The organism is Pseudoalteromonas luteoviolacea H33-S, from assembly GCF_001625695.1.
GTDB classification, from domain to species: domain Bacteria; phylum Pseudomonadota; class Gammaproteobacteria; order Enterobacterales; family Alteromonadaceae; genus Pseudoalteromonas; species Pseudoalteromonas luteoviolacea_B.
In genome coordinates this window covers 83,906-102,227 of the sequence record NZ_AUXY01000089.1, presented here as the reverse complement: position 1 = coordinate 102,227, position 18,322 = coordinate 83,906, and the positions used below count along the sequence as shown (strand labels likewise).

Annotated in this window: 18 protein-coding genes; 11 read left to right on the top strand and 7 right to left on the bottom strand. The window is 44.4% G+C overall.

Translation table 11 applies throughout. The annotated features are described in order from the left end of the window. Positions 1 to 7 precede the first annotated feature (7 nt). From rpsS to N477_RS18300, 8 genes are all read left to right on the top strand, one after another. Positions 8 to 286, top strand: a complete 279-nt coding sequence (gene rpsS / locus N477_RS18335; RefSeq protein ID WP_010367084.1) for a 30S ribosomal protein S19 — start codon at positions 8 to 10, stop codon at positions 284 to 286. Between the two features lie 12 nt (positions 287 to 298). After that, positions 299 to 631, top strand: a complete 333-nt coding sequence (gene rplV / locus N477_RS18330) for a 50S ribosomal protein L22 (RefSeq protein ID WP_010386167.1) — start codon at positions 299 to 301, stop codon at positions 629 to 631. Positions 632 to 643: 12 nt separating this feature from the next. Continuing rightward, on the top strand, positions 644 to 1,345 hold the full coding sequence (gene rpsC, locus N477_RS18325) for a 30S ribosomal protein S3 (protein WP_023398455.1): 702 nt from the start codon (positions 644 to 646) through the stop codon (positions 1,343 to 1,345). 13 nt (positions 1,346 to 1,358) lie between these two features. Beyond that, positions 1,359 to 1,772 (top strand): 50S ribosomal protein L16, encoded by a 414-nt coding sequence (rplP, locus tag N477_RS18320; protein WP_046358407.1) that lies wholly within the window; start codon positions 1,359 to 1,361, stop codon positions 1,770 to 1,772. After that, positions 1,772 to 1,963 carry a 50S ribosomal protein L29 gene (gene rpmC / locus N477_RS18315; protein ID WP_046358406.1) on the top strand — a complete coding sequence of 64 codons (192 nt, stop codon included), beginning with the start codon at positions 1,772 to 1,774 and terminating at the stop codon, positions 1,961 to 1,963. Before rplP ends, rpmC begins: the two co-directional genes overlap by 1 nt. After that, complete coding sequence (rpsQ, locus tag N477_RS18310; protein WP_046358405.1) at positions 1,963 to 2,220, top strand: 30S ribosomal protein S17; 258 nt, start codon at positions 1,963 to 1,965, stop codon at positions 2,218 to 2,220. The genes rpmC and rpsQ overlap by 1 nt, the downstream gene beginning before the upstream one ends. Positions 2,221 to 2,608: 388 nt before the next feature. Further along, complete coding sequence (locus N477_RS18305) at positions 2,609 to 4,567, top strand: discoidin domain-containing protein (RefSeq protein WP_063362794.1); 1,959 nt, start codon at positions 2,609 to 2,611, stop codon at positions 4,565 to 4,567. A gap of 151 nt (positions 4,568 to 4,718) precedes the next feature. Further along, the gene (locus tag N477_RS18300; RefSeq protein ID WP_063362795.1) at positions 4,719 to 5,408 is read left to right on the top strand and encodes a hypothetical protein; all 690 of its coding nucleotides are present in this window, start codon (positions 4,719 to 4,721) and stop codon (positions 5,406 to 5,408) included. A gap of 7 nt (positions 5,409 to 5,415) precedes the next feature. Here N477_RS18300 and N477_RS18295 read toward each other — a convergent pair whose 3' ends face one another. The 4 genes from N477_RS18295 to N477_RS18280 form a co-directional block, all read right to left on the bottom strand. Further along, entirely contained in the window at positions 5,416 to 5,697 is a 282-nt protein-coding gene (locus N477_RS18295) for a hypothetical protein (protein ID WP_063362796.1), read from the bottom strand. Positions 5,698 to 5,822: 125 nt separating this feature from the next. Next, positions 5,823 to 7,193 carry an oxygen-independent coproporphyrinogen III oxidase gene (gene hemN, locus N477_RS18290; RefSeq protein WP_063362797.1) on the bottom strand — a complete coding sequence of 457 codons (1,371 nt, stop codon included), beginning with the start codon at positions 7,191 to 7,193 and terminating at the stop codon, positions 5,823 to 5,825. A gap of 121 nt (positions 7,194 to 7,314) precedes the next feature. Beyond that, positions 7,315 to 9,246, bottom strand: coding sequence for a HAMP domain-containing methyl-accepting chemotaxis protein (locus tag N477_RS18285; protein WP_063362798.1), 1,932 nt, complete (start codon positions 9,244 to 9,246; stop codon positions 7,315 to 7,317). Between the two features lie 325 nt (positions 9,247 to 9,571). Further along, on the bottom strand, positions 9,572 to 11,602 hold the full coding sequence (locus tag N477_RS18280) for a methyl-accepting chemotaxis protein (protein ID WP_063362799.1): 2,031 nt from the start codon (positions 11,600 to 11,602) through the stop codon (positions 9,572 to 9,574). A gap of 254 nt (positions 11,603 to 11,856) precedes the next feature. Between N477_RS18280 and N477_RS18275 the strand changes: the two genes are divergently transcribed. Next, positions 11,857 to 12,621, top strand: a complete 765-nt coding sequence (locus N477_RS18275; RefSeq protein ID WP_063362800.1) for an NAD-dependent epimerase/dehydratase family protein — start codon at positions 11,857 to 11,859, stop codon at positions 12,619 to 12,621. Between the two features lie 11 nt (positions 12,622 to 12,632). Here the strand turns inward: N477_RS18275 and hutC are convergent, their stop codons facing one another. Beyond that, positions 12,633 to 13,343 (bottom strand): histidine utilization repressor, encoded by a 711-nt coding sequence (gene hutC, locus N477_RS18270; protein ID WP_063362801.1) that lies wholly within the window; start codon positions 13,341 to 13,343, stop codon positions 12,633 to 12,635. Between the two features lie 154 nt (positions 13,344 to 13,497). On the opposite strand from hutC, the gene hutI reads away from it, so the two are divergent. Together hutI and N477_RS18260 are read left to right on the top strand one after the other, a co-directional pair. After that, positions 13,498 to 14,679, top strand: coding sequence for an imidazolonepropionase (gene hutI / locus N477_RS18265; protein WP_231098130.1), 1,182 nt, complete (start codon positions 13,498 to 13,500; stop codon positions 14,677 to 14,679). Positions 14,680 to 14,765: 86 nt separating this feature from the next. After that, positions 14,766 to 16,544 (top strand): GGDEF domain-containing phosphodiesterase, encoded by a 1,779-nt coding sequence (locus N477_RS18260; RefSeq protein ID WP_063362874.1) that lies wholly within the window; start codon positions 14,766 to 14,768, stop codon positions 16,542 to 16,544. On the opposite strand, the gene N477_RS18255 is transcribed toward N477_RS18260, so the two are convergent. Both N477_RS18255 and rraA read right to left on the bottom strand, forming a co-directional pair. Then, positions 16,541 to 17,596, bottom strand: coding sequence for a formimidoylglutamase (locus N477_RS18255; protein ID WP_063362803.1), 1,056 nt, complete (start codon positions 17,594 to 17,596; stop codon positions 16,541 to 16,543). The genes N477_RS18260 and N477_RS18255 overlap by 4 nt on opposite strands. Positions 17,597 to 17,683: 87 nt before the next feature. Continuing rightward, positions 17,684 to 18,187, bottom strand: coding sequence for a ribonuclease E activity regulator RraA (gene rraA, locus N477_RS18250; RefSeq protein WP_063362804.1), 504 nt, complete (start codon positions 18,185 to 18,187; stop codon positions 17,684 to 17,686). Between the last annotated feature and the right edge of the window lie 135 nt (positions 18,188 to 18,322).

Here is an 18,322-nt window from a genome sequence, read left to right as displayed (position 1 = left end):
AATTGCCATGCCACGTTCTCTCAAGAAGGGTCCATTCATTGACCTACACTTGCTGAAGAAGGTAGAGAAGGCGTTGGAAAGCGGTGACAAGAAGCCTATAAAGACTTGGAGCCGTCGTTCAATGATCATCCCTAACATGATCGGATTGACCATCGCTGTCCATAATGGTCGTCAGCACGTACCTGTATTCGTTACAGACGAAATGATCGGTCACAAACTAGGTGAATTTGCACCTACACGTACTTACCGCGGTCACGCTGCGGATAAGAAAGCTAAGAAGCGTTAATCGGAGGGTATGATGGAAGCATTAGCTAAACACAAATTCGCCTCTGGTTCGGCGCAAAAAGCACGTCTAGTTGCTGATCAGATCCGCGGACTTCCGGTTGATCGCGCGCTAGAAATCCTAGCGTATAGCCCAAAGAAAGCGGCTGTATTGGTTAAAAAAGTACTTGAGTCTGCTATCGCTAACGCGGAGCACAACGAAGGTGCTGACATTGATGAGCTTAAAGTGGCTAAAGTTTTTGTAGACGAAGGTCCTACAATGAAACGTATTATGCCACGTGCTAAAGGACGCGCAGACCGCATCCTTAAGCGTTCAAGCCACATCACTGTTGTGGTTTCAGATAGCTAGGAGATATAAGTAATGGGACAAAAAGTTCATCCTACTGGTATTCGCCTAGGTATCTCAAAGCCTTGGGTATCTACTTGGTACGCGAATACAAAAGATTTCTCTGAGCAGCTTTTTGGCGATCACAAAGTGCGTCAATACCTTACTAAGGAATTGAAAAACGCTTCTGTGTCTAAAATCGTTATTGAGCGTCCAGCTAAATCTATCCGTGTAACAATTCACACAGCTCGTCCTGGTGTTGTTATCGGTAAAAAAGGTGAAGACGTTGAAAAGCTTCGCCAAGCTGTAACTAAGCTTGCTGGTGTACCTGCACAAATCAACATTGCAGAAGTACGTAAGCCTGAGCTAGATGCACAATTGGTTGCTGACGGTATCTCTTCACAGCTAGAGCGTCGTGTTATGTTCCGTCGTGCTATGAAGCGCGCAGTTCAAAATGCAATGCGTCTAGGTGCTAAAGGTATCAAGGTTGAAGTTAGTGGTCGTTTAGGCGGCGCTGAAATCGCACGTTCAGAGTGGTACCGTGAAGGTCGTGTACCTCTACACACTCTACGTGCTGATATCGATTACGCTACTTCAGAAGCTTTGACTACTTACGGCATCATCGGTGTTAAAGTTTGGATCTTCAAAGGCGAAGTTATCGGTGGTCTTCCACTGAAACAAGAGCAAGAGAAGCCAGCTAAACGTGCACCGAAGAAAGCTAAGAAAAGTGCTAAGTAAGAGGTAGCGACTAATGTTACAGCCAAAACGTACAAAATTCCGCAAGGTACACAAAGGCCGCAACCGTGGTCTTGCTACTAGCGGTAACAAAGTTAGCTTCGGTTCTTTCGGCTTGAAAGCGACTGGCCGTGGCCGTATGACTGCTCGTCAAATCGAAGCAGCTCGTCGTGCTATGACACGTCACGTAAAGCGTCAAGGTAAAATCTGGATCCGTGTGTTCCCAGATAAGCCGATTACAGAAAAACCGCTTGAAGTTCGTATGGGTAAAGGTAAAGGCTCTGTTGAGTACTGGGTTGCTGAAATCCAGCCAGGCAAAGTACTTTATGAGATGGAAGGTGTTCCTGAAGAGCTTGCTCGTGAAGCATTCGACCTAGCTGCTCGTAAATTACCTTTCAAAACAACATTTGTAACTCGGACGGTAATGTAATGAAAGCTAGCGAATTGAAAGACAAAAGCGTAGAAGAGCTTAAAGCTGAACTTCTAGAGCTTCTTCGTGAGCAGTTCAACCTGCGCATGCAAGCGAGCACTGGTCAGCTAGCTCAAACTCACGAGCTGAGAAAAGTGCGTCGCAGTATTGCGCGTGTTAAAACGGTTATCAACCAGAAGGCAGGTGCATAATGAGCGATCAGATCCGTACTCTTCAAGGTCGTGTAGTTAGCGACAAAATGGATAAGTCAATCGTTGTTGCTATCGAGCGTCAGGTTAAGCACCCGATCTACGGTAAATTCATCAAGCGTACAACTAAGTTGCACGCACATGATGAGAACAACACAGCACTAGCAGGTGACGTCGTGACTATTCGCGAATGTGCGCCAATCTCTAAGAAAAAATCTTGGACGCTAGTTGACGTGATTGAACGTCCTAAGAAAGCTTAATTTTTAATTAAGTTTACTTATAAAAACCCCGGCCTTGGTCGGGGTTTTTTCGTTTTTTAATTGGTAAAATAACAGCCACTTTCCACCTCGATACGCCGGTTATTTACTTGTTGTTCGTCCAACTTCATCAGTGATTCTTAATAAAACTTCAGCGCAAACTTCCATTCATTTTAATTTATTTAAATTTTTTACATGGCCATGCAGCCCAGGTACTCTCTCACTTTTGTCTTTTTTTTTAATAAAAATGTAATCAATATGAAATTATTTTTGAATGAAAAGTGTGCTCGTTCAGGTCTTGATTTTTAGTTAACACAGCGGAAGCAAATAGCAATAGTTGATTAGTATTGCTGTGTCTTCCATTCAAATCATATAGTTAAAGGAACTAGTTATGCTAAAAACAATTGGATTTGCATCCATCATCACTGCCGTTGCACCTGCCGTGCAAGCCGTTACTCTGATTGAGAATGTCGCTATTACTGATCAAAAGGTAACAGTCCCCATAAATGGTTATCACGACCCCGTTGTCATTGCGTCGGTACCGACTTTTAATGATAAAGCGCCTGGGGTGGTTTCTATATCAAATGTAATGCCATCGAGTTTTGATGTGCAGTTTAAGGAATGGCCTTATTTAGACGGCATTCATGGTGAAGAGCATGTGTCATTTTTGGTGGTTGAAAAGGGGCGTCACGTCCTAGAAGATGGCAGCATTTGGGAAGCGGGTGAGTTTACACTGGCCAGTGATACATCGCACCTGTTTTTCACCGAAAGTTTTGCCCATGCGCCATATGTTTTTTTGAGTGCGCAAACACAAAGTGGTCCAGATGCGTTTTCTTTACGTGCATCTAGCAGCTCTCAGCAAACATTTGGTGTCAGTCGTAATGGGCAAGAATTAGGAAGTAGCTTGGCCGATGAGTCTATTGCTTATTTGGCTGTTTATAATCATGTTAATAGTGGAATGACAAATGATGGCGTGGCTTACCATTTAACGCAAGAGGCCATTAATGAAACTGGTTTTCAAACACTGCAAGGCAAGCTCTTTGTTGAAGAAGAGCAGTCAAAAGATGAGGAAACTAGCCACTTATTAGAGATCGCAAGTATTCTCTCAATTAAAAGTAAACTGTTTGCTCAGGATAATACCCACTATGGTAAAGATCCGATTGCATTACGTTTAGAGACATCGAGTACCTTTACGGTGGCACCCGGGGAGACTTCAGGCCAATTTGGGAATATCGCTTTAATCGGCACAAATGGGTTGACCGAAACCTCTTATACCGCAAGTGATAGTTATTCTCTTGATAGTGCACCTGGTGCTTTTGATGGCTTTAACTCCAGCACTAAAATTAATGACAGCGCTGTTAATCAAATAAAACGTGGAATTTGGTTAACCACGTTAGATCAAGGTCATTGGCTTCAGGTCGCGTTCAATACACCGGCTTACATCACTTCATTTAGAGTGACCTTGTATCCTGGGGCATCCAATCCTGGGATGGGGGTGAAAGATGTCACTTTACAAGTGTCTAATGATAATGTGAATTTCATCGATCATGAATCATTTACATTAGCTAAAAGCCTAGATCAAACCCTTGAGTTGACAGAGCCTGCTGTTGGTCAATATGTGCGACTGAAAATAGATACTACGCAAGGACATGCTTATCGTGCTATCGGCGAATTGGAATATTATGGTGGCTTTGTCACATCGGGAGTCAGTGAACCAACTCCTCCGCCGGTCAACCCAGATCCGGCAGTGGGTGTCACATGTGAATCAATTAAGCAACAGAACCCGAATGCCAGCTCTGGCATGTATGAAATTGACCCCGATGGTGCCGGTGGTGTATCTCCGTTTTATGCACATTGTGAGATGACGCTCAATGGTGGTGGTTGGACACTGGTTGCACACCATAAGGATGGACTCGACCGTTTAACTGTGAACTTACCACAAACGCCAGAGCGTCTAGGTGTGTTGGCAAATTCTCAGTGGCATGCAGCTCGTTCAAACATGACAACGGGTATGATGTTTGTAGATGAATATGGCAAGGTTGCTTTACTCAATAAAGACAAGCTAGTACACGCCAACTGTGTTCCGCTGGATGAGTCAGTGAATCTAACTCAACCGCCAGTACCCTATGATATTGGTGTGATCTGGCAACATGAAGGTGCAGGTTGTAGTGCTTCTGGGCTAGATTATTCGTTTGTGAGTTTAAGCATAGAGTCGACCAGCAGAGGTGATGGATATACGCGAATTGGCGCAGCACTGTATCAACATAGCGTTAAATTTGATCAATGGCCCTATAGTAACGGGGCATACAGTGGCGCTGAACAAGATACGTTGTATTACTACATTAAATAAGTTTTTTCCTTGATAACCCGGCACAAGCCGGGTTTTTATATTTTTAAATGTTATTATCAGTTTGGATTGAGGCAAATATGATACAAATTTGAACTTTCATCGGGTTTCAATCTCCAAACATGTAGAACAATAAAAGTTAAAGGATTATGTAATGCACTCTACGCGAGTGGCTGTGTTGGGCTCTTTGACCATGCATGGTTTTATTGGGGGATTGTTATTTTTAGTCGCCCCGACTGTGCCTGTCGTAAAAAATGACAAATCGCTCAAAGTCTATGTGGTGACAATGGATGAGCCGGACCAATCTGCTATAGAAGAAGAGGTTATTGACGTCGATGTGGTCGAAGAAGCAGATAACCCTTCTATTGAAGAGAAAATAAATGAGCTTGAGCAAGCTGAAGAGGTCACTCCCGAGCAAACATTCGTGCAGTCGAAGAGTGAACAAGACCAACCCGCACTCGAGCCAGATCGTGAGCAAAATACTGCTACAGCTAATAAAGTAAAAGTCATTAAGGTTAATCCCTATAAAGGTATTGAACAGCTACAGCAAAAAGAGCAAGAAGCTTTTTTTGGCTCTCGTCAGTTTGATAAACAGGCTGGTGCGCCAGCACTAAGAATGCGCACGCCAAAAGCGCACACACAGTATTTATCCGGTGAAACCGAGGAGGTTTATCGCGGTCAAGGTAAACGCTTGGTGAAATGGAAAGGTAAGTGCTACTTTTTTGATGATTCGTCAGAGATGGCTCAAGCAGATATGCCTTCCTCTTCGGGTCTACCTTGTCCGGGCGAACTTTCTAATAATGAAGTGATGTTAAAGCGAGCACTGGATAAATACCTTAAATGAAAACGTGTTAGCGAACTAAACTTAACTTGAGGTAACGCAGATAAAACCAGCCTGATATACCGCCTGCAATAGGAAGCGTGAGCAGTGCTGCCCAGCCACTGACATAAAAGCTCACCAATATCATGGTGATATCATAGTTAAAAAGTATGCAAGGTGTATCGCCCCGCTCATTGATGACGCACGTCAGCGAGTTGGATAAAATCTGTGCGAGTAGCACGCTGAAAATAGGCGCAATCGCAATGAGTGCAAAGATCACAGATAATGCTAAACAGCGTTTAGGTTTGAGCATACTTTTTCCTTGTATTGCTTTTTTGCCAGTGTGAAACAGTGCAACTGTGAGTGCAAGTGTTTTCGGTTGAACGTGAGGCTATGATGCGCAGTAGGGCGGCCCACAGTTGTTGTAGGCCGAGTCAATTATATCACTCGTGAAAAGCGGGTATTTTTGATTTGTTGCTGCAAATAGGCGTCAAAGCACATGCAAATGATCCGAATAAATAATGTGCCTTTGGCGGTGACCGTGATGGCGTTTTGATCGTTGAACACTAAGCCATCTGCTTCCAAAGGCGCGAGCGCTTGCAGTGCCTGCGCAAAGTAGTCATCAAAATCGATATTAAACTGGGCATTGATAGCTGTTTTATCTAAGTCGAAATGGCAAATAAGCTGTTTTATCACGGCGGCACGTATGAGGTCATCTTGGTGTAAAGATATGCCTTTACTGATGGCATTTTTGTGCTCAGATACCGCATGGTAGTAAGGCTTGAGATCTTTCTCATTCTGTAATATCGCATTGCCTATCTGAGAAATGGATGACACGCCTAACCCTAATAAATCGCAGTTACCATGGGTGGTATAGCCTTGAAAGTTTCTGTGTAGCTGACCTTCGCGCTGTGCAACTGCTAGTTCATCATCCTGTTTTGCAAAGTGATCCATACCTATATATTGGTATCCAGCCTGTGTCATGCGCTCAAGCGTCGCTTTGAAGATGGCCAACTTTTGTTCTGGCGTAGGCATATCATGCTCTTTGAGTTTGCGCTGAGCCGCAAACCTGTCTGGCAAATGGGCGTAATTGAAGAGCGAAATACGATCTGGCGCTAACTCGATAAGTTGCTCTATAGTAGCTTGGTAGGTCTCGGGAGTTTGGTGTGGCAAGCCGTATATCATGTCCATATTGATAGACTTGAACCCGAGGGCTCTTGCTTTGTGCAAGACCGTGAGTACTTCATCTAGTTGCTGTGGACGATTCACCGCAGCCTGTACTTGGTCATTAAAGTCTTGCACGCCAAAAGATACGCGATTGAAGCCAAGTGCTTTGAGTGATTCCAGCATGCCATCGGCTAAAGAACGTGGGTCTATTTCAATGCCGCGCTGTGCAGTGTGCGTAAAGTCAAAATGTTGCTCGAGGGCGTCGATGAGCCGCGTCATTTGCTCAGCAGTCAAAAATGTCGGAGTGCCGCCACCTAAATGCAATTGCTCAATTTGATAGTCCTTAAATAGGGGCGCTTGAGCGGCAATTTCTTGAAGCAGATGGTCAAGGTAAACATCGGCTTTAGACTGATGGCGCGTAATGATTTTATTACAACCACAGTAATAGCATAGCTGATGGCAAAAGGGGATATGAATATACAGCGACAGTGCACGATTGGCAGAGCTGGCAATGGCGTTGGTTAAATCACTTTGTGTATACCCAGAGGCCAATGACAAAGCGGTGGGATAAGAAGTATATCTTGGACCTGAAATATTGTATTTCTGGATCAGGGAGTCTTCCCAATGAGGTAGTTTAATCACGATCGCACTCAAATAAAATTACACAGCCTAATTATAAGAGTTAGCACAGCTGCAGAGTTTGATCTGACGCAACCGGGTGTTTATTAGGCAATACAGGGGGGCTGTATTGCCTAATGAGTAGTTAAAGTTGGTAACGCTTGGCAGTAGCAGCAAGTTCATCTGCTAATGTTGCCAACAATGTCGCATCATTTGAGGCTTTTTCTGCCCCTTGTGCGGTTTCTTTTGCTGTGCCGGTGACGTCACGTACGCCTTGTGAGACCTGCTGTGTCACAGCATTTTGCTGCTCAGTGGCACTGGCAATTTGAATGCTCATATCGCGGATCGCAATCACGGAGTCGGAAACCTGCTGAAGAGTTTCTCCCGCTTGGTGAATTTGCTCGGCCGTGGTTTCTGCATTCTCTACATTACTGCCCATGAGCTCAACTGAGCGCTGTGCCTCTTGCTGTAGACGAGAAATCATGGCCTGGATCTCTTCGGTACTTTGCTGAGTTCGGCTGGCAAGACTGCGCACCTCATCAGCAACAACGGCAAAGCCTCGACCTTGCTCACCAGCTCTCGCAGCTTCAATTGCAGCATTGAGTGCGAGCAAGTTGGTTTGATCGGCAATGCCTCTGATCACATCTAGGATGGAACCGACAGACTGGGTTTCTTCGGCAAGTTTTGAAATTGTTTGGCTAACATTATCAATGTCGGCTTTGAGCGTTGTGATTGACGTGGTGGTTTGTGCCACTGCATTTAGTCCATGCTGAGAGGATTCTTCTGCGGTAGTGGCGGTATCTGCTGCAGACTGCGTGCTTTGCGTAATATCTGCGACGGTTTGTGCCATTTCATCCATCGCTCTATCTGTATTTTCTAACTGTGACATTTGTTGCTCTGCACCTTGCATAGCCTGTGTGGTGATGGCGCTCATATTGTGTGCCGTCGCGGTCAATGTATCGGTAGATTGATGGATCTGCTCAATAAAAGCCCTCAGGTTGGTTACCATTTCGGACATAGCTTGGTAAATGCCACTGTTATTTTGACTGTGATCGAAATGCACAGTGAGATCGCCTGAGGCTATTTTTCTAGCCATGGCTTCGATTTCTCGTGGTTCACCACCAATGGGTTGTTTGATGATTTTACTGATAAACCAGCTGAAGAAGAGCCCACAAATAATGATAAGTATGGCAAGGGTGATCACAGTAAATTTGGCATTGGCACTGGCTACTTGCACAATAGGCCCAAGTTCATCTTGGGAGGCTTTGATATCGAGCTTGATATTTTCAACTTGCGCCGCAACGTCAGGGCCTATTTTATCAAGTACTTGGGTGATTTCAGTATTACGCTTTATGATGACTTGATACACCTCTTCCAAACCTGCTTGATAGGCTTCAAGAGGGGTGATGAACCCTTGAGATTGACCTGATTGGGATAGCTGAAAAAATTGTTTGGCTTGGCGGTTTAGCGTGCCCAAGGTATCTTTTGCTAATCGGTAGTCTCGCTCAGCATTGGCCACTAAGAATTGGTTTGTTGATAGCCTACCTTGTTGTAATAGACTTCTCAGCGCACTGATTTTATTCACCTCTTCGATAGATTGGGCATTATCCATCATGGTCCGCAGTTTGCCATCTAGTTCGGGTCCATATTTGTTCAATGTGTTATGAACAATTTGATGGCGTCGTTCATACAAGCTAATAACCTGCCTGAAACTGCCCTCATATTTTTCCATTTGCTTTTGACTGTCTGTGATGATGTTCAATTGAGAGGAGTTAGTATACTGTGCTTGCGCGGTGTCAAGGAGGGATTCAAGTAGCTCTAGTCGCTGGTCAAACTGGGCTATATTGGCATCGCTTTGGTGTTTTAAATATTTTATGGCCTGTAATCTTACCTCTAATAAATTTGCTTGAATTCGTCCTGCTAAATTACTGTCCCTTGCTTTGGTACGATATTCGACAAAATTGTTGTACCCGCTGTTTAATCCCCAGAAGGCGGTAATGGATAATACGATTATCATCAATATCATTACGCCAAAGGCGCCGTTTAATTGTTGGCTGAGCCGCCAGTTTTTTATCATATAACACCCTAGAAGCTACGTTGAGCTATGAGTTGATCTGCACAGAAATATACAGTGCCACATATTAATATACTTGTTTTCTACGATTTTATTATTAATTTGACGAAAAAAAATACCCAAGTAAAGCGTTTCAGGTGAAATTGTTTGATTATGATCAACAGTTGTCTTTAATTTATTAATGATTGATATTTAGTGAATTTCGTTGCAGGTGAGGGGATAATTACCCAATTTTTGTATGTAATTTAATCACTCCACTCAAGCGTTAACTTGAAAAAATTTTAAGGTGGGCAAGTACGGCGCATTTTATGCACCGTACTTAAAACGGTTAAAGCTTAAACTGATTGACCGTCGCGTTGAGGGCTTTGGCCAAATCATTTAAGTCTCTAGCTTCATCAGCCAGTAGGTGAGCATGATTTGCCGTGCTATTAACTAAGTCATTAATCGCGTTCAGGCTATTATTAATGTCTTCTGCCACCACAGTTTGCTCTTCTGTAGAAGTCGCGATTTGGTGACTCTGATCTTGTACCGTGTTAACCGACTCGGTGATATTACGCAATGCATCTAACACTTCTTGAGTTTGCTCAACTGAGCTTTGCGCACGCTCCTGGCCTTGCTGCATCATGGTTGACGCTTGCTGTGCAATTTGCTGCAATCGCGAGATCATATTACGAATATCATCTGTTGACTCTTGAGTACGACTTGCAAGGCTTCTTACCTCGTCCGCAACAACCGCAAATCCACGCCCTTGCTCGCCAGCACGAGCCGCTTCAATTGCTGCATTTAAAGCCAGCAAGTTTGTCTGCTCGGCAATGCCATTGATAACGTCAATGACCGCGCCGATATTGCTAGTCTCTTGCTCTAAGCCTGCAACCACCTTAGCTGCTTCACCAATGTGGCTGGCAAGCTCCGTCATCACTTCTTGAGCCTGACTGGAGCGCTGAGCACCATCGTTGGTCATACTCTGCACTAAATCAGATGCGCGATTTGTTTCATGGGCATTGCGAGATATCTCGGTTACCGTTGCAGCCATTTCCGTGACGGCTGCGGATACGCTGTCTACTTGCTCTTTTTCTTGCTGGATTTCATCATTGGTGTTATTTGAGACATCACGTAGCTGAGCTGAGGCACCGCTAAGTTGTTCTGCTTGTGCTGCTGTATCGATCATCATGGCACGTAACTTATCGATGAAGGTGTTCATGTGCATAGCGAGCTGCCCCACTTCATCTTGACTCTCAATATTGATGCGACGAGTTAGGTCACCTTCACCTGAAGCAATATCACGCATAGTGTCTGTTAAAGTAATGATAGGACGTGTGATCATCTGTGCAGCAAGTAAAATCATGGCGACAATAATTGATAAAATGACTATCACAGCTGTCACAGTGCTCATTACCGCTTCATTTACAGGTTCTTCAATTAGACTCACTGGAATAAGAATACCTACATGCCAATCAAGTACTGGCGTATCCAGTTTTACGCTGTTGAACACAACATAATATTCTTGACCTTGTAATGTCACGGTGGCGTTACCAGCGTCTTGGCGATCAATTAAACGGGTGAGTTCGGTAAAGCCACTGGTATCTTGAAATTGCTGTTCAAGACCTGCTAAGCCTTCTTTACCGCGAGGTCCTGCATCCGTTGTCGACAGGTTGTGCCCAGTGCGCTTTGATAAATGAACTACTTTGAGTTCATTATCGAGTAAGAAGCCGTAGCCCTCACCATCAAATTGGATCTCTTCAACCATGGCATTGATTTTGTTTATTTGCAGATCGACACCACCGACAGCGACCAGCTCGCCTTGTTTATTATAAACTGGCTGCTGAACAACGGCAGACACATCACCTGTATTGATATCTACAGATAGAGCACCAACGTATAGCTTGCCGTGATTCAGCGCGTCTTGCCACCATGGACGTTTGTATGCGTAATAAGGTCGTCCATCAGAGAAGTTTGAAGTACGTTCGTTTTCTTTAAAATACTCACCAGTGCGTGCTGACGCCATAAATGCAGACAAAATGTTTTCATCGCTTTTACTGATACGCTGAAAGTCCTCGTTGACTTCATCATAGCCTTTGTCACCAGCTAGGCTTTGCTCTCTAACTGAGTAGTTATCAAACCAATTGACGTTATGGGGGTTGGTGACAAAGGTTTCGACCACTTTGCCGTATTGAGCGAAAAATGACTCCATAGATAGTTTTTCAGAGTAGATATAACTCTGTGCTTCACGTTCAATACCTTGACGTGAGATTGTTGCGATATGATTAACAAAATAAGTGGAAGCCAGCATCAATAACACCGAAATTGTGCCACCGATCAGTATGAGAATTTTTTTACGAAGAGATAAGTTTTCAAACATGACGTATTCTTTTTATTGGGACAGCGCTAACGTAATAAACCATATCTCATTTGATATATCTAGCTAATTTGGGCGAGGTACGTGCAAGATGAGATAAGTGGCTTCATCATATCGTTCCTAAAAAGATAAAAAAATAGTAAAGAATCATCATATTGCAGTAGCTAATTTATAACCAAAAGCTGAGGAAATGCGGATGGTATTTTTTATTATGCTGTACTAACATTATGACCTGATTTAGGTAAAATTAAGAAAATATGATGAATAATAAGTTAGTCGTTTTAGGGGCAGGTTGGCTGGGAAGCGCATTAGTTCGAGATGCAAAAGCGAGCGGTTGGCAAGTTCAAGCGACACGCCGAGAAGCGCATGTAGACGAAGACATCAAAGCATTTTGCGTGACTGACTCAGTACTTCATCATTCTATTACTCTTGATGCGGCATATTGGGTGTGTGCTATACCACCACGCATGCGTCAGAGTGAAACCTTGTACCTAGAAACATTGCGCTTGGCGCTGGAAACTGCGGCATCGTTAAAGTGTCGAGGCTTTTTATTATGCTCTTCAACTGCGGTGTATGGTACTGACTCGGGTCATTTTGATGAGCAATCGCCACTGGCGCCAAAAGACACCACACGTCAGCAGATATTGCAAAGTGCAGAGCATATGGTTCTTGAACAAAATGGTAAAATCGCGCGTTTGGCTGGTTTGGTTGGTCCAAGCAGAGAGCCGGGCAGGTTTATCTCAGGCAAACACTTATCAAGCTCTTCGCAGGCGTTGGTTAATATGGTAGATCAGCAAGATGTGGTCAATGGACTGCTGCGCATCATATCCAATTGGCAGTCAGCAAAGCCTGTCTACAATATATGTCATCCTGCTCATCCGACTAAACAGGATTATTATCAACAGCACTGCACGCAATATGGCAGTGAGCCTCCTAGCTTTGCCAGTGACGAGTCTGTGGCCAGGGTAATAGACGGTACGCTAATCACGGAATTGGGCTTTGAATATCGTCACGATATTTAAGCTGCAGCGTTTTATTTTTTGAATGTGAGGTGACCTCCGAGGCGGTACTTACTGCCTGGAGAGATCAGTCGAGCAAAACTGACGATACCTTGAGACGACCAAGTTCGTCGAATGACTTGTAAGCAAGGCTCTTCATTAAACATATTCAGCCATTGACATACCTCCTCGTTGGGCATAACGGCTTCAACAGTGTGTCTAGCTTCGGTCAGTGGCGCAACTTGTGTTAAGTATTCGTGCGGCGTCAATGCGGTAAAGTCTTGCTGTAAGTACTTAGATGCCAATGCCGGATTAACAAAGCGTTCTTCTACTTGCAGTGGTTCGTCATTTTCGTGATGGACTATCACACTACGATATACCTGACTGTCAATTTCAACTCCAAGTGCTATGGCTATTGGCGCAATCGCAAAGATGGACTCTAGCGATAATACCATACAGGTATAGTCACCACCGCGCTGTGTAACTTCATCAGCGATATTGCGTATTTCCAGCAGTGAAGACTGAGACTTAAAACTGGCGACAAACGTGCCTAATCCTTGACTGCGGGTAAGTATGCCCACCTCAGTGAGTTCACTCAGTGCACGTCGCGCCGTCATGCGGCTCACCTTAAATTGATCGGATAGCTCATTTTCAGAGGGGACACGTTGGTGTTCTAGCCACACTCCAGCGCGGATCTGCTCAATAATATGCTGTTTGATTTGTGCAAATTTAGGTTGTTCAGTCACTGTCTGCTACCGTGTAATAAAAGGTTAGTCATAAAGGTGGCATAGTCATCTTGTATATACAAGTATTCTTGCTAAACTTGTATTAATTTTCTCCAACTGAGTGTAGACAGTGATTGAAGTAGATTTAGTAATAACTGATGCAAATATTGCCACAATGGATGAGCAGATCGCAGGCGCGTATGGCGTAATTGAAAATGCGGCGATCATGTTAAAAGGCGATACGATTATATGGCTTGGTAAAACATCTGAGATGCCAGAGTTTGACGTATTAGCGACCCCAGTGACATCTGCAAAAGGGGCTTGGCTGACGCCGGGTCTGATTGATTGCCACACTCATATCTTATTTGCAGGCTCTCGTGCACAAGAATTTGAGCAGCGTTTGAATGGGGTATCTTATCAGCAAATCTCAGAGCAGGGCGGTGGCATTGCAACAACAGTGAAAGCAACACGTCAGGCCTCAAAAGAAGATTTATTTGTGGTTGCTAAGTCGCGCTTAAATGCCTTGTTAAAAGAAGGGGTAACTACGGTTGAAAGCAAATCGGGTTATGGTCTTGATACTGAAAGTGAGCTGAAATTACTCGAAGTAAATCAAATCTTGGATGAACATCACCCTATCCAAATACAAAGTACGTTTTTGGGGGCGCACGCCCTACCTCCAGAGTTTAAAGGTAATAGCGATGGCTATATTGACCTAGTCTGTGACGAAATGTTGCCTTTAGTAGCACAGCGTGGCCTCGCGGATGCGGTTGATGTATTTTGCGAAAACGTGGGCTTTAGTCATGCTCAAACAAAGCGTGTATTTGAACGTGCAACTGAATTAGGTTTGAAAGTGAAATGCCATGCAGAGCAGCTATCTAACCAGCATGGTAGTGAGCTGGTCGCTGAGTTTGGTGGTTTATCGGCAGATCATATCGAGTACTTAGATGAGCGCGGTGTAATGGCTATGGCCAAATCGGGCACGGTTGCGGTGATTTTACCGGGCGCGTTTTACTTCCTAAGAGAAACTCAGCATCCACCAATTGATTTATTGCGTGAGCATAAAGTTCCGATTGCCATTGCCAGTGATTTTAATCCAGGTACCGCACCGTTATGCTCGCTACGTTTAATGCTGAATATGGCATGCACATTATTTAAAATGACACCAGAAGAGTCGTTATTAGGTGTGACGAGACATGCGGCGAAAGCATTGGGCTTATCTGATAGGGGTGTACTTAAAGTGGGTGCAAAAGCGGATATTGCGATGTGGCAAATTCAGCATCCGTCAGAATTAAGTTATCAGTTTGGCGTAAACGATCTGTTAAATCTGTGGATATCGGGTAGACTTATTCAATATTAATGGTCTGTAGTGGTCGTGTGATGGCTAGATTTTTGTTGTTAAATTCGCTTATTTTCATATCGAACATATGCTGGGTACTCCCCGCATTGAGTGCAACAACGCTAGCCGATTTTTCCACAGGTTACCTTTTAAACTCACCTCTGTCTGTGGCATTTTTTGCAGGTATTGTGGTGAGTTTGAGCTTGGTGGCGATTGCACGTTCTTATTTCGCTATCAATCGAATACTGCTCGCCTTGCTTGGAGCGTGCGGATTAGGTGTACTGGCTGCGGTGGGTGATGGCGCGCTTTATTTGCTTGTGTTCGTATTGTTAGTGAACATTTGGCAAAGCGACCGAATAGGGCAAGGAAGACATATTGTCATTTGCGCCTTGTGCGCGGTTGCAGCAACCTTACTCACCGTGAGTCACTTTTGGTGGCACTCCTCTAGCATCTATGTGGTGTTTGCTCTGTTACCCATTTTCATCAGTGAACTCTTTATTGATACGCCTCACCGTCATGATAGTGCGCCTATTGAGCCCAATAATGTGGCCAATACAGATATATTAGGATTGCCCGACCGCGCAGGCATTCGAGAGGCATTCAATGAATATCGTGCCAGAGAGGCCGGTACTGCCATGCTGGTGATGGTGAGATTAGAAGGGTTTCAGCAGGTCAACTTCCATCTTGGTCGCGAGTTTGGGGATTTGTTACTTGCGCAATCAGCAAATCGCATGAAGCAGCATTTGCAAAGTCATGACGTAATGCCCATTGCTATGGGCAACGACATAGAGCGCTTAGCGCATTTAGGCGGCTTGCATTTTGTATTTGTATGTAGCTTGGCACATCAGCAGCACCTTCATGAGCATTTATGTGCAGAAATTATTGAAAGCACGCTTAAGCCATTCAATGTTGGTAACTGTATTATTGAAGTCAGTGCCAGAGCAAGTTATGTCAATTGCGATGAAGAGCTCGGACAATTTGATGATTTATTGACCTGTGTGTTCTTGGCATTAGATAGTAGTCCAGACAACACCATTGCCCCGTACCAGCAAAAAATGCAAATAGACCGTCTTGAGCAGCAAGCAAGGCTGGCTGAGTTGGCCCATATCGACTTCAAAAATGAGTTGGAATTATATTTTCAACCTGTCGTGCGAAACGGTGATGGTGATATTGAATATGTGGAACTACTCTTGCGGTGGCAGCACCCTAAGCAGGGGATATTAGCGGCAAGCAAGTTCATTGAGGATATTCGTATTGCAGGGCTTGCGCTTCCTTTAGCACAGTATGTGATTGAGCGTGCTGCTGAAATTGCGCTGGCACTGCGAGTTGAAGGGATCCAGATGCCACTAGGCATTAATTTATTTGGCCCTGAAATGCTACATGAAGAGTTCATCGAATTTGTCGACAGGATTTTAGTGGAGCACCAATTAATGCCAAGCGATATTATTATTGAGTGTCCATCGCAAATGTTTACCACACTTGACCAACAAGGCGTTGCCATGGTGGCTAGGCTACGCACTATGGGCGTGAGGTTGTGTGTGGACGGCTTCGGCGAATCGCCTCTGCTGCTGGCGAAATTACCTAAATTAGAAGTGGATTATGTGAAACTTGGGCGCTCATTAACGACGCCAAATCAAAACCAAGGGAATTTCAAAGCCGTTGTGCGAGGCATTGTTGAAATGCAAAATGTTCAAGAGTGTAAGGTGATCTGCGAAGGCGTTGAGTCACAGGAGCAGTTGCAGTTCGCGCAAAACTTAGATGCATTCGCTGCACAAGGTTATTTATTTACTCGCCCGCTGAGTAGTATCGGGATGATCAGTTGGCTGAAGCAATGGCGCTGGGAGCATCCTGTAGAAGATAAGCCCAGCACCTTTGATACCAATTAGCTTTGTCTTGCTTTGAGGTAGCTGCAGACCAGTCCTGATAGCACTTGTCCCGCTTCAATAACGCCTTGTTGCTCACCTTGGGGGTGATTTTTTGGGGCCGCTTCACATAAGTGTAAATAGCGTGTGTTTGCTTGCTTGGCGCTTTGATAAACAAAGTGTTCGGCATCATTCACGCTGAATCCACAGTTAGTGTAAGCACTGACCGGCATACCTGAAATTGCGTCAACGTCTACTTCAATACCTAGAGGTAAGCTTTGTTTGAAGCGGCTTGTTGCGACCTTTATTGCATCCGTTAATGAAGTTTCCCGAGTGACTAGAATGTCTTGGTATGTGGTGTAAGTAAAACCTGCTTTTTGCAGTGATGTGATGATGGTGTCATTGTTTTTTTGCTCATGCATGCCTACGACATGATAGTCGGCCAGGTATCCTGCTTGGTATGCATAGCTAAATCCGTTACCAGAGTGCCTGCCTTCAATGGCTCTAAAATCGGCATGGGGGTCGAAGTTAAATGCTTGGCACGGACTTTGTGCGCTGGTGGATAAGGCTTTGAGTAATCCGAAGCTGTTATTGTGGCCGCCGCCAATTAATATCGGCTCTAGGCCTGCATCAAAAATGGCTTTAAGGACTGCACTCACACGTTCATCTAATGTTTCGCAGAGCGCTCTTAAGTGAGCTAGGCCCTCTGGTGTGGCGTTATCTGCTGATCCGCTTTGTGTTTGCAAGTCATGAGTTATGATTTCGCCGAGTAATAATACATTATTTGGCGTAAGAAATTGATTACAGGGTAAATTTAGGAAACGTTTTAAAAATGCCTGCCAGCCATCCGTCGCACCACCATTACCACAGTTGCCGCGAGGACCTATGTCTTCGTTGACGGCGACCAGCACATATTTAATGCCAAACTCTGAGGCATCTTTTAAGGCTTCTGGTAGAGGTGACTGTGACTTTAAAAAAGACAGTGATTGCCAAAATCGCGTTTCATTTTCTCTGGTTGCGGTGTAGTGGTTGATATTTGATTCGTTGTAAATCTTAATCCAATTGTGTGCAGTCATGGTATTTAGAGTGTCAAAGCAGGTTAGGTTAAAGCGCCAAAAGGGTGCACTAAATAGGCCCCCTTTTGATGATGGACAAAGTTGAAGTTAAGCGTCGTCTTCGTCTACTTCGAGCAAGAGCTCTTCGGCAGAGATAACGATGCCTGTCGAGTCAGCATAAAGAAAGTCGTCATCAAAGAAAGATACGCCAGCAAAGTTAACTGGGATGCCTTGCACTCCAGCACCTTCACTATCCGCCCCAACTGGAATGGATGCAATGGCCTGTATACCGATTTCACACTCTTCTAGTTCTTCTACATGACGGACTGCGCCATATACAACAATGCCTTGCCAGTTATTCTCTAAGGCTAATTCAGCAAGATCAATATCGATTAATGCACGGCGGGTTGACCCCCCCCCATCAATCAATAATACTTGCCCAGTTCCATCTTGTTGCAGTACCTCAGCTATCATTTCATTGTTTTCGAAACACTTAACCGTTTTAATGCGACCACAAAAAGCGTGCTGGCCACCAAAGTTAATAAACATTGGCTCAAGTACGTCAACGGCGTCGGCGAAGTGATCACATAGATCAGACGTGCTGTAATCCATCATAGTATCCTCAGAGAATGGCTAAACTGTTGTCAGTATACTCCCATTAAGAAGCTGCGCAATGCTTTGAATCAACTTACATAATTGTGTCACAAAAATGTCGCGTTATTGTTATTAAGCTCTTCTAAGCTGAAA

Coding starts and splice junctions, on each gene's coding strand:
- rpsS (WP_010367084.1), top strand. CDS start 8: ATGCCACGTTCTCTCAAGAAGGGTCCATTCATTGACCTACACTTGCTG.
- rplV (WP_010386167.1), top strand. CDS start 299: ATGGAAGCATTAGCTAAACACAAATTCGCCTCTGGTTCGGCGCAAAAA.
- rpsC (WP_023398455.1), top strand. CDS start 644: ATGGGACAAAAAGTTCATCCTACTGGTATTCGCCTAGGTATCTCAAAG.
- rplP (WP_046358407.1), top strand. CDS start 1,359: ATGTTACAGCCAAAACGTACAAAATTCCGCAAGGTACACAAAGGCCGC.
- rpmC (WP_046358406.1), top strand. CDS start 1,772: ATGAAAGCTAGCGAATTGAAAGACAAAAGCGTAGAAGAGCTTAAAGCT.
- rpsQ (WP_046358405.1), top strand. CDS start 1,963: ATGAGCGATCAGATCCGTACTCTTCAAGGTCGTGTAGTTAGCGACAAA.
- N477_RS18305 (WP_063362794.1), top strand. CDS start 2,609: ATGCTAAAAACAATTGGATTTGCATCCATCATCACTGCCGTTGCACCT.
- N477_RS18300 (WP_063362795.1), top strand. CDS start 4,719: ATGCACTCTACGCGAGTGGCTGTGTTGGGCTCTTTGACCATGCATGGT.
- N477_RS18295 (WP_063362796.1), bottom strand. CDS start 5,697: ATGCTCAAACCTAAACGCTGTTTAGCATTATCTGTGATCTTTGCACTC.
- N477_RS18285 (WP_063362798.1), bottom strand. CDS start 9,246: ATGATAAAAAACTGGCGGCTCAGCCAACAATTAAACGGCGCCTTTGGC.
- N477_RS18280 (WP_063362799.1), bottom strand. CDS start 11,602: ATGTTTGAAAACTTATCTCTTCGTAAAAAAATTCTCATACTGATCGGT.
- N477_RS18275 (WP_063362800.1), top strand. CDS start 11,857: ATGATGAATAATAAGTTAGTCGTTTTAGGGGCAGGTTGGCTGGGAAGC.
- hutI (WP_231098130.1), top strand. CDS start 13,498: ATGGATGAGCAGATCGCAGGCGCGTATGGCGTAATTGAAAATGCGGCG.
- N477_RS18255 (WP_063362803.1), bottom strand. CDS start 17,596: ATGACTGCACACAATTGGATTAAGATTTACAACGAATCAAATATCAAC.
- rraA (WP_063362804.1), bottom strand. CDS start 18,187: ATGGATTACAGCACGTCTGATCTATGTGATCACTTCGCCGACGCCGTT.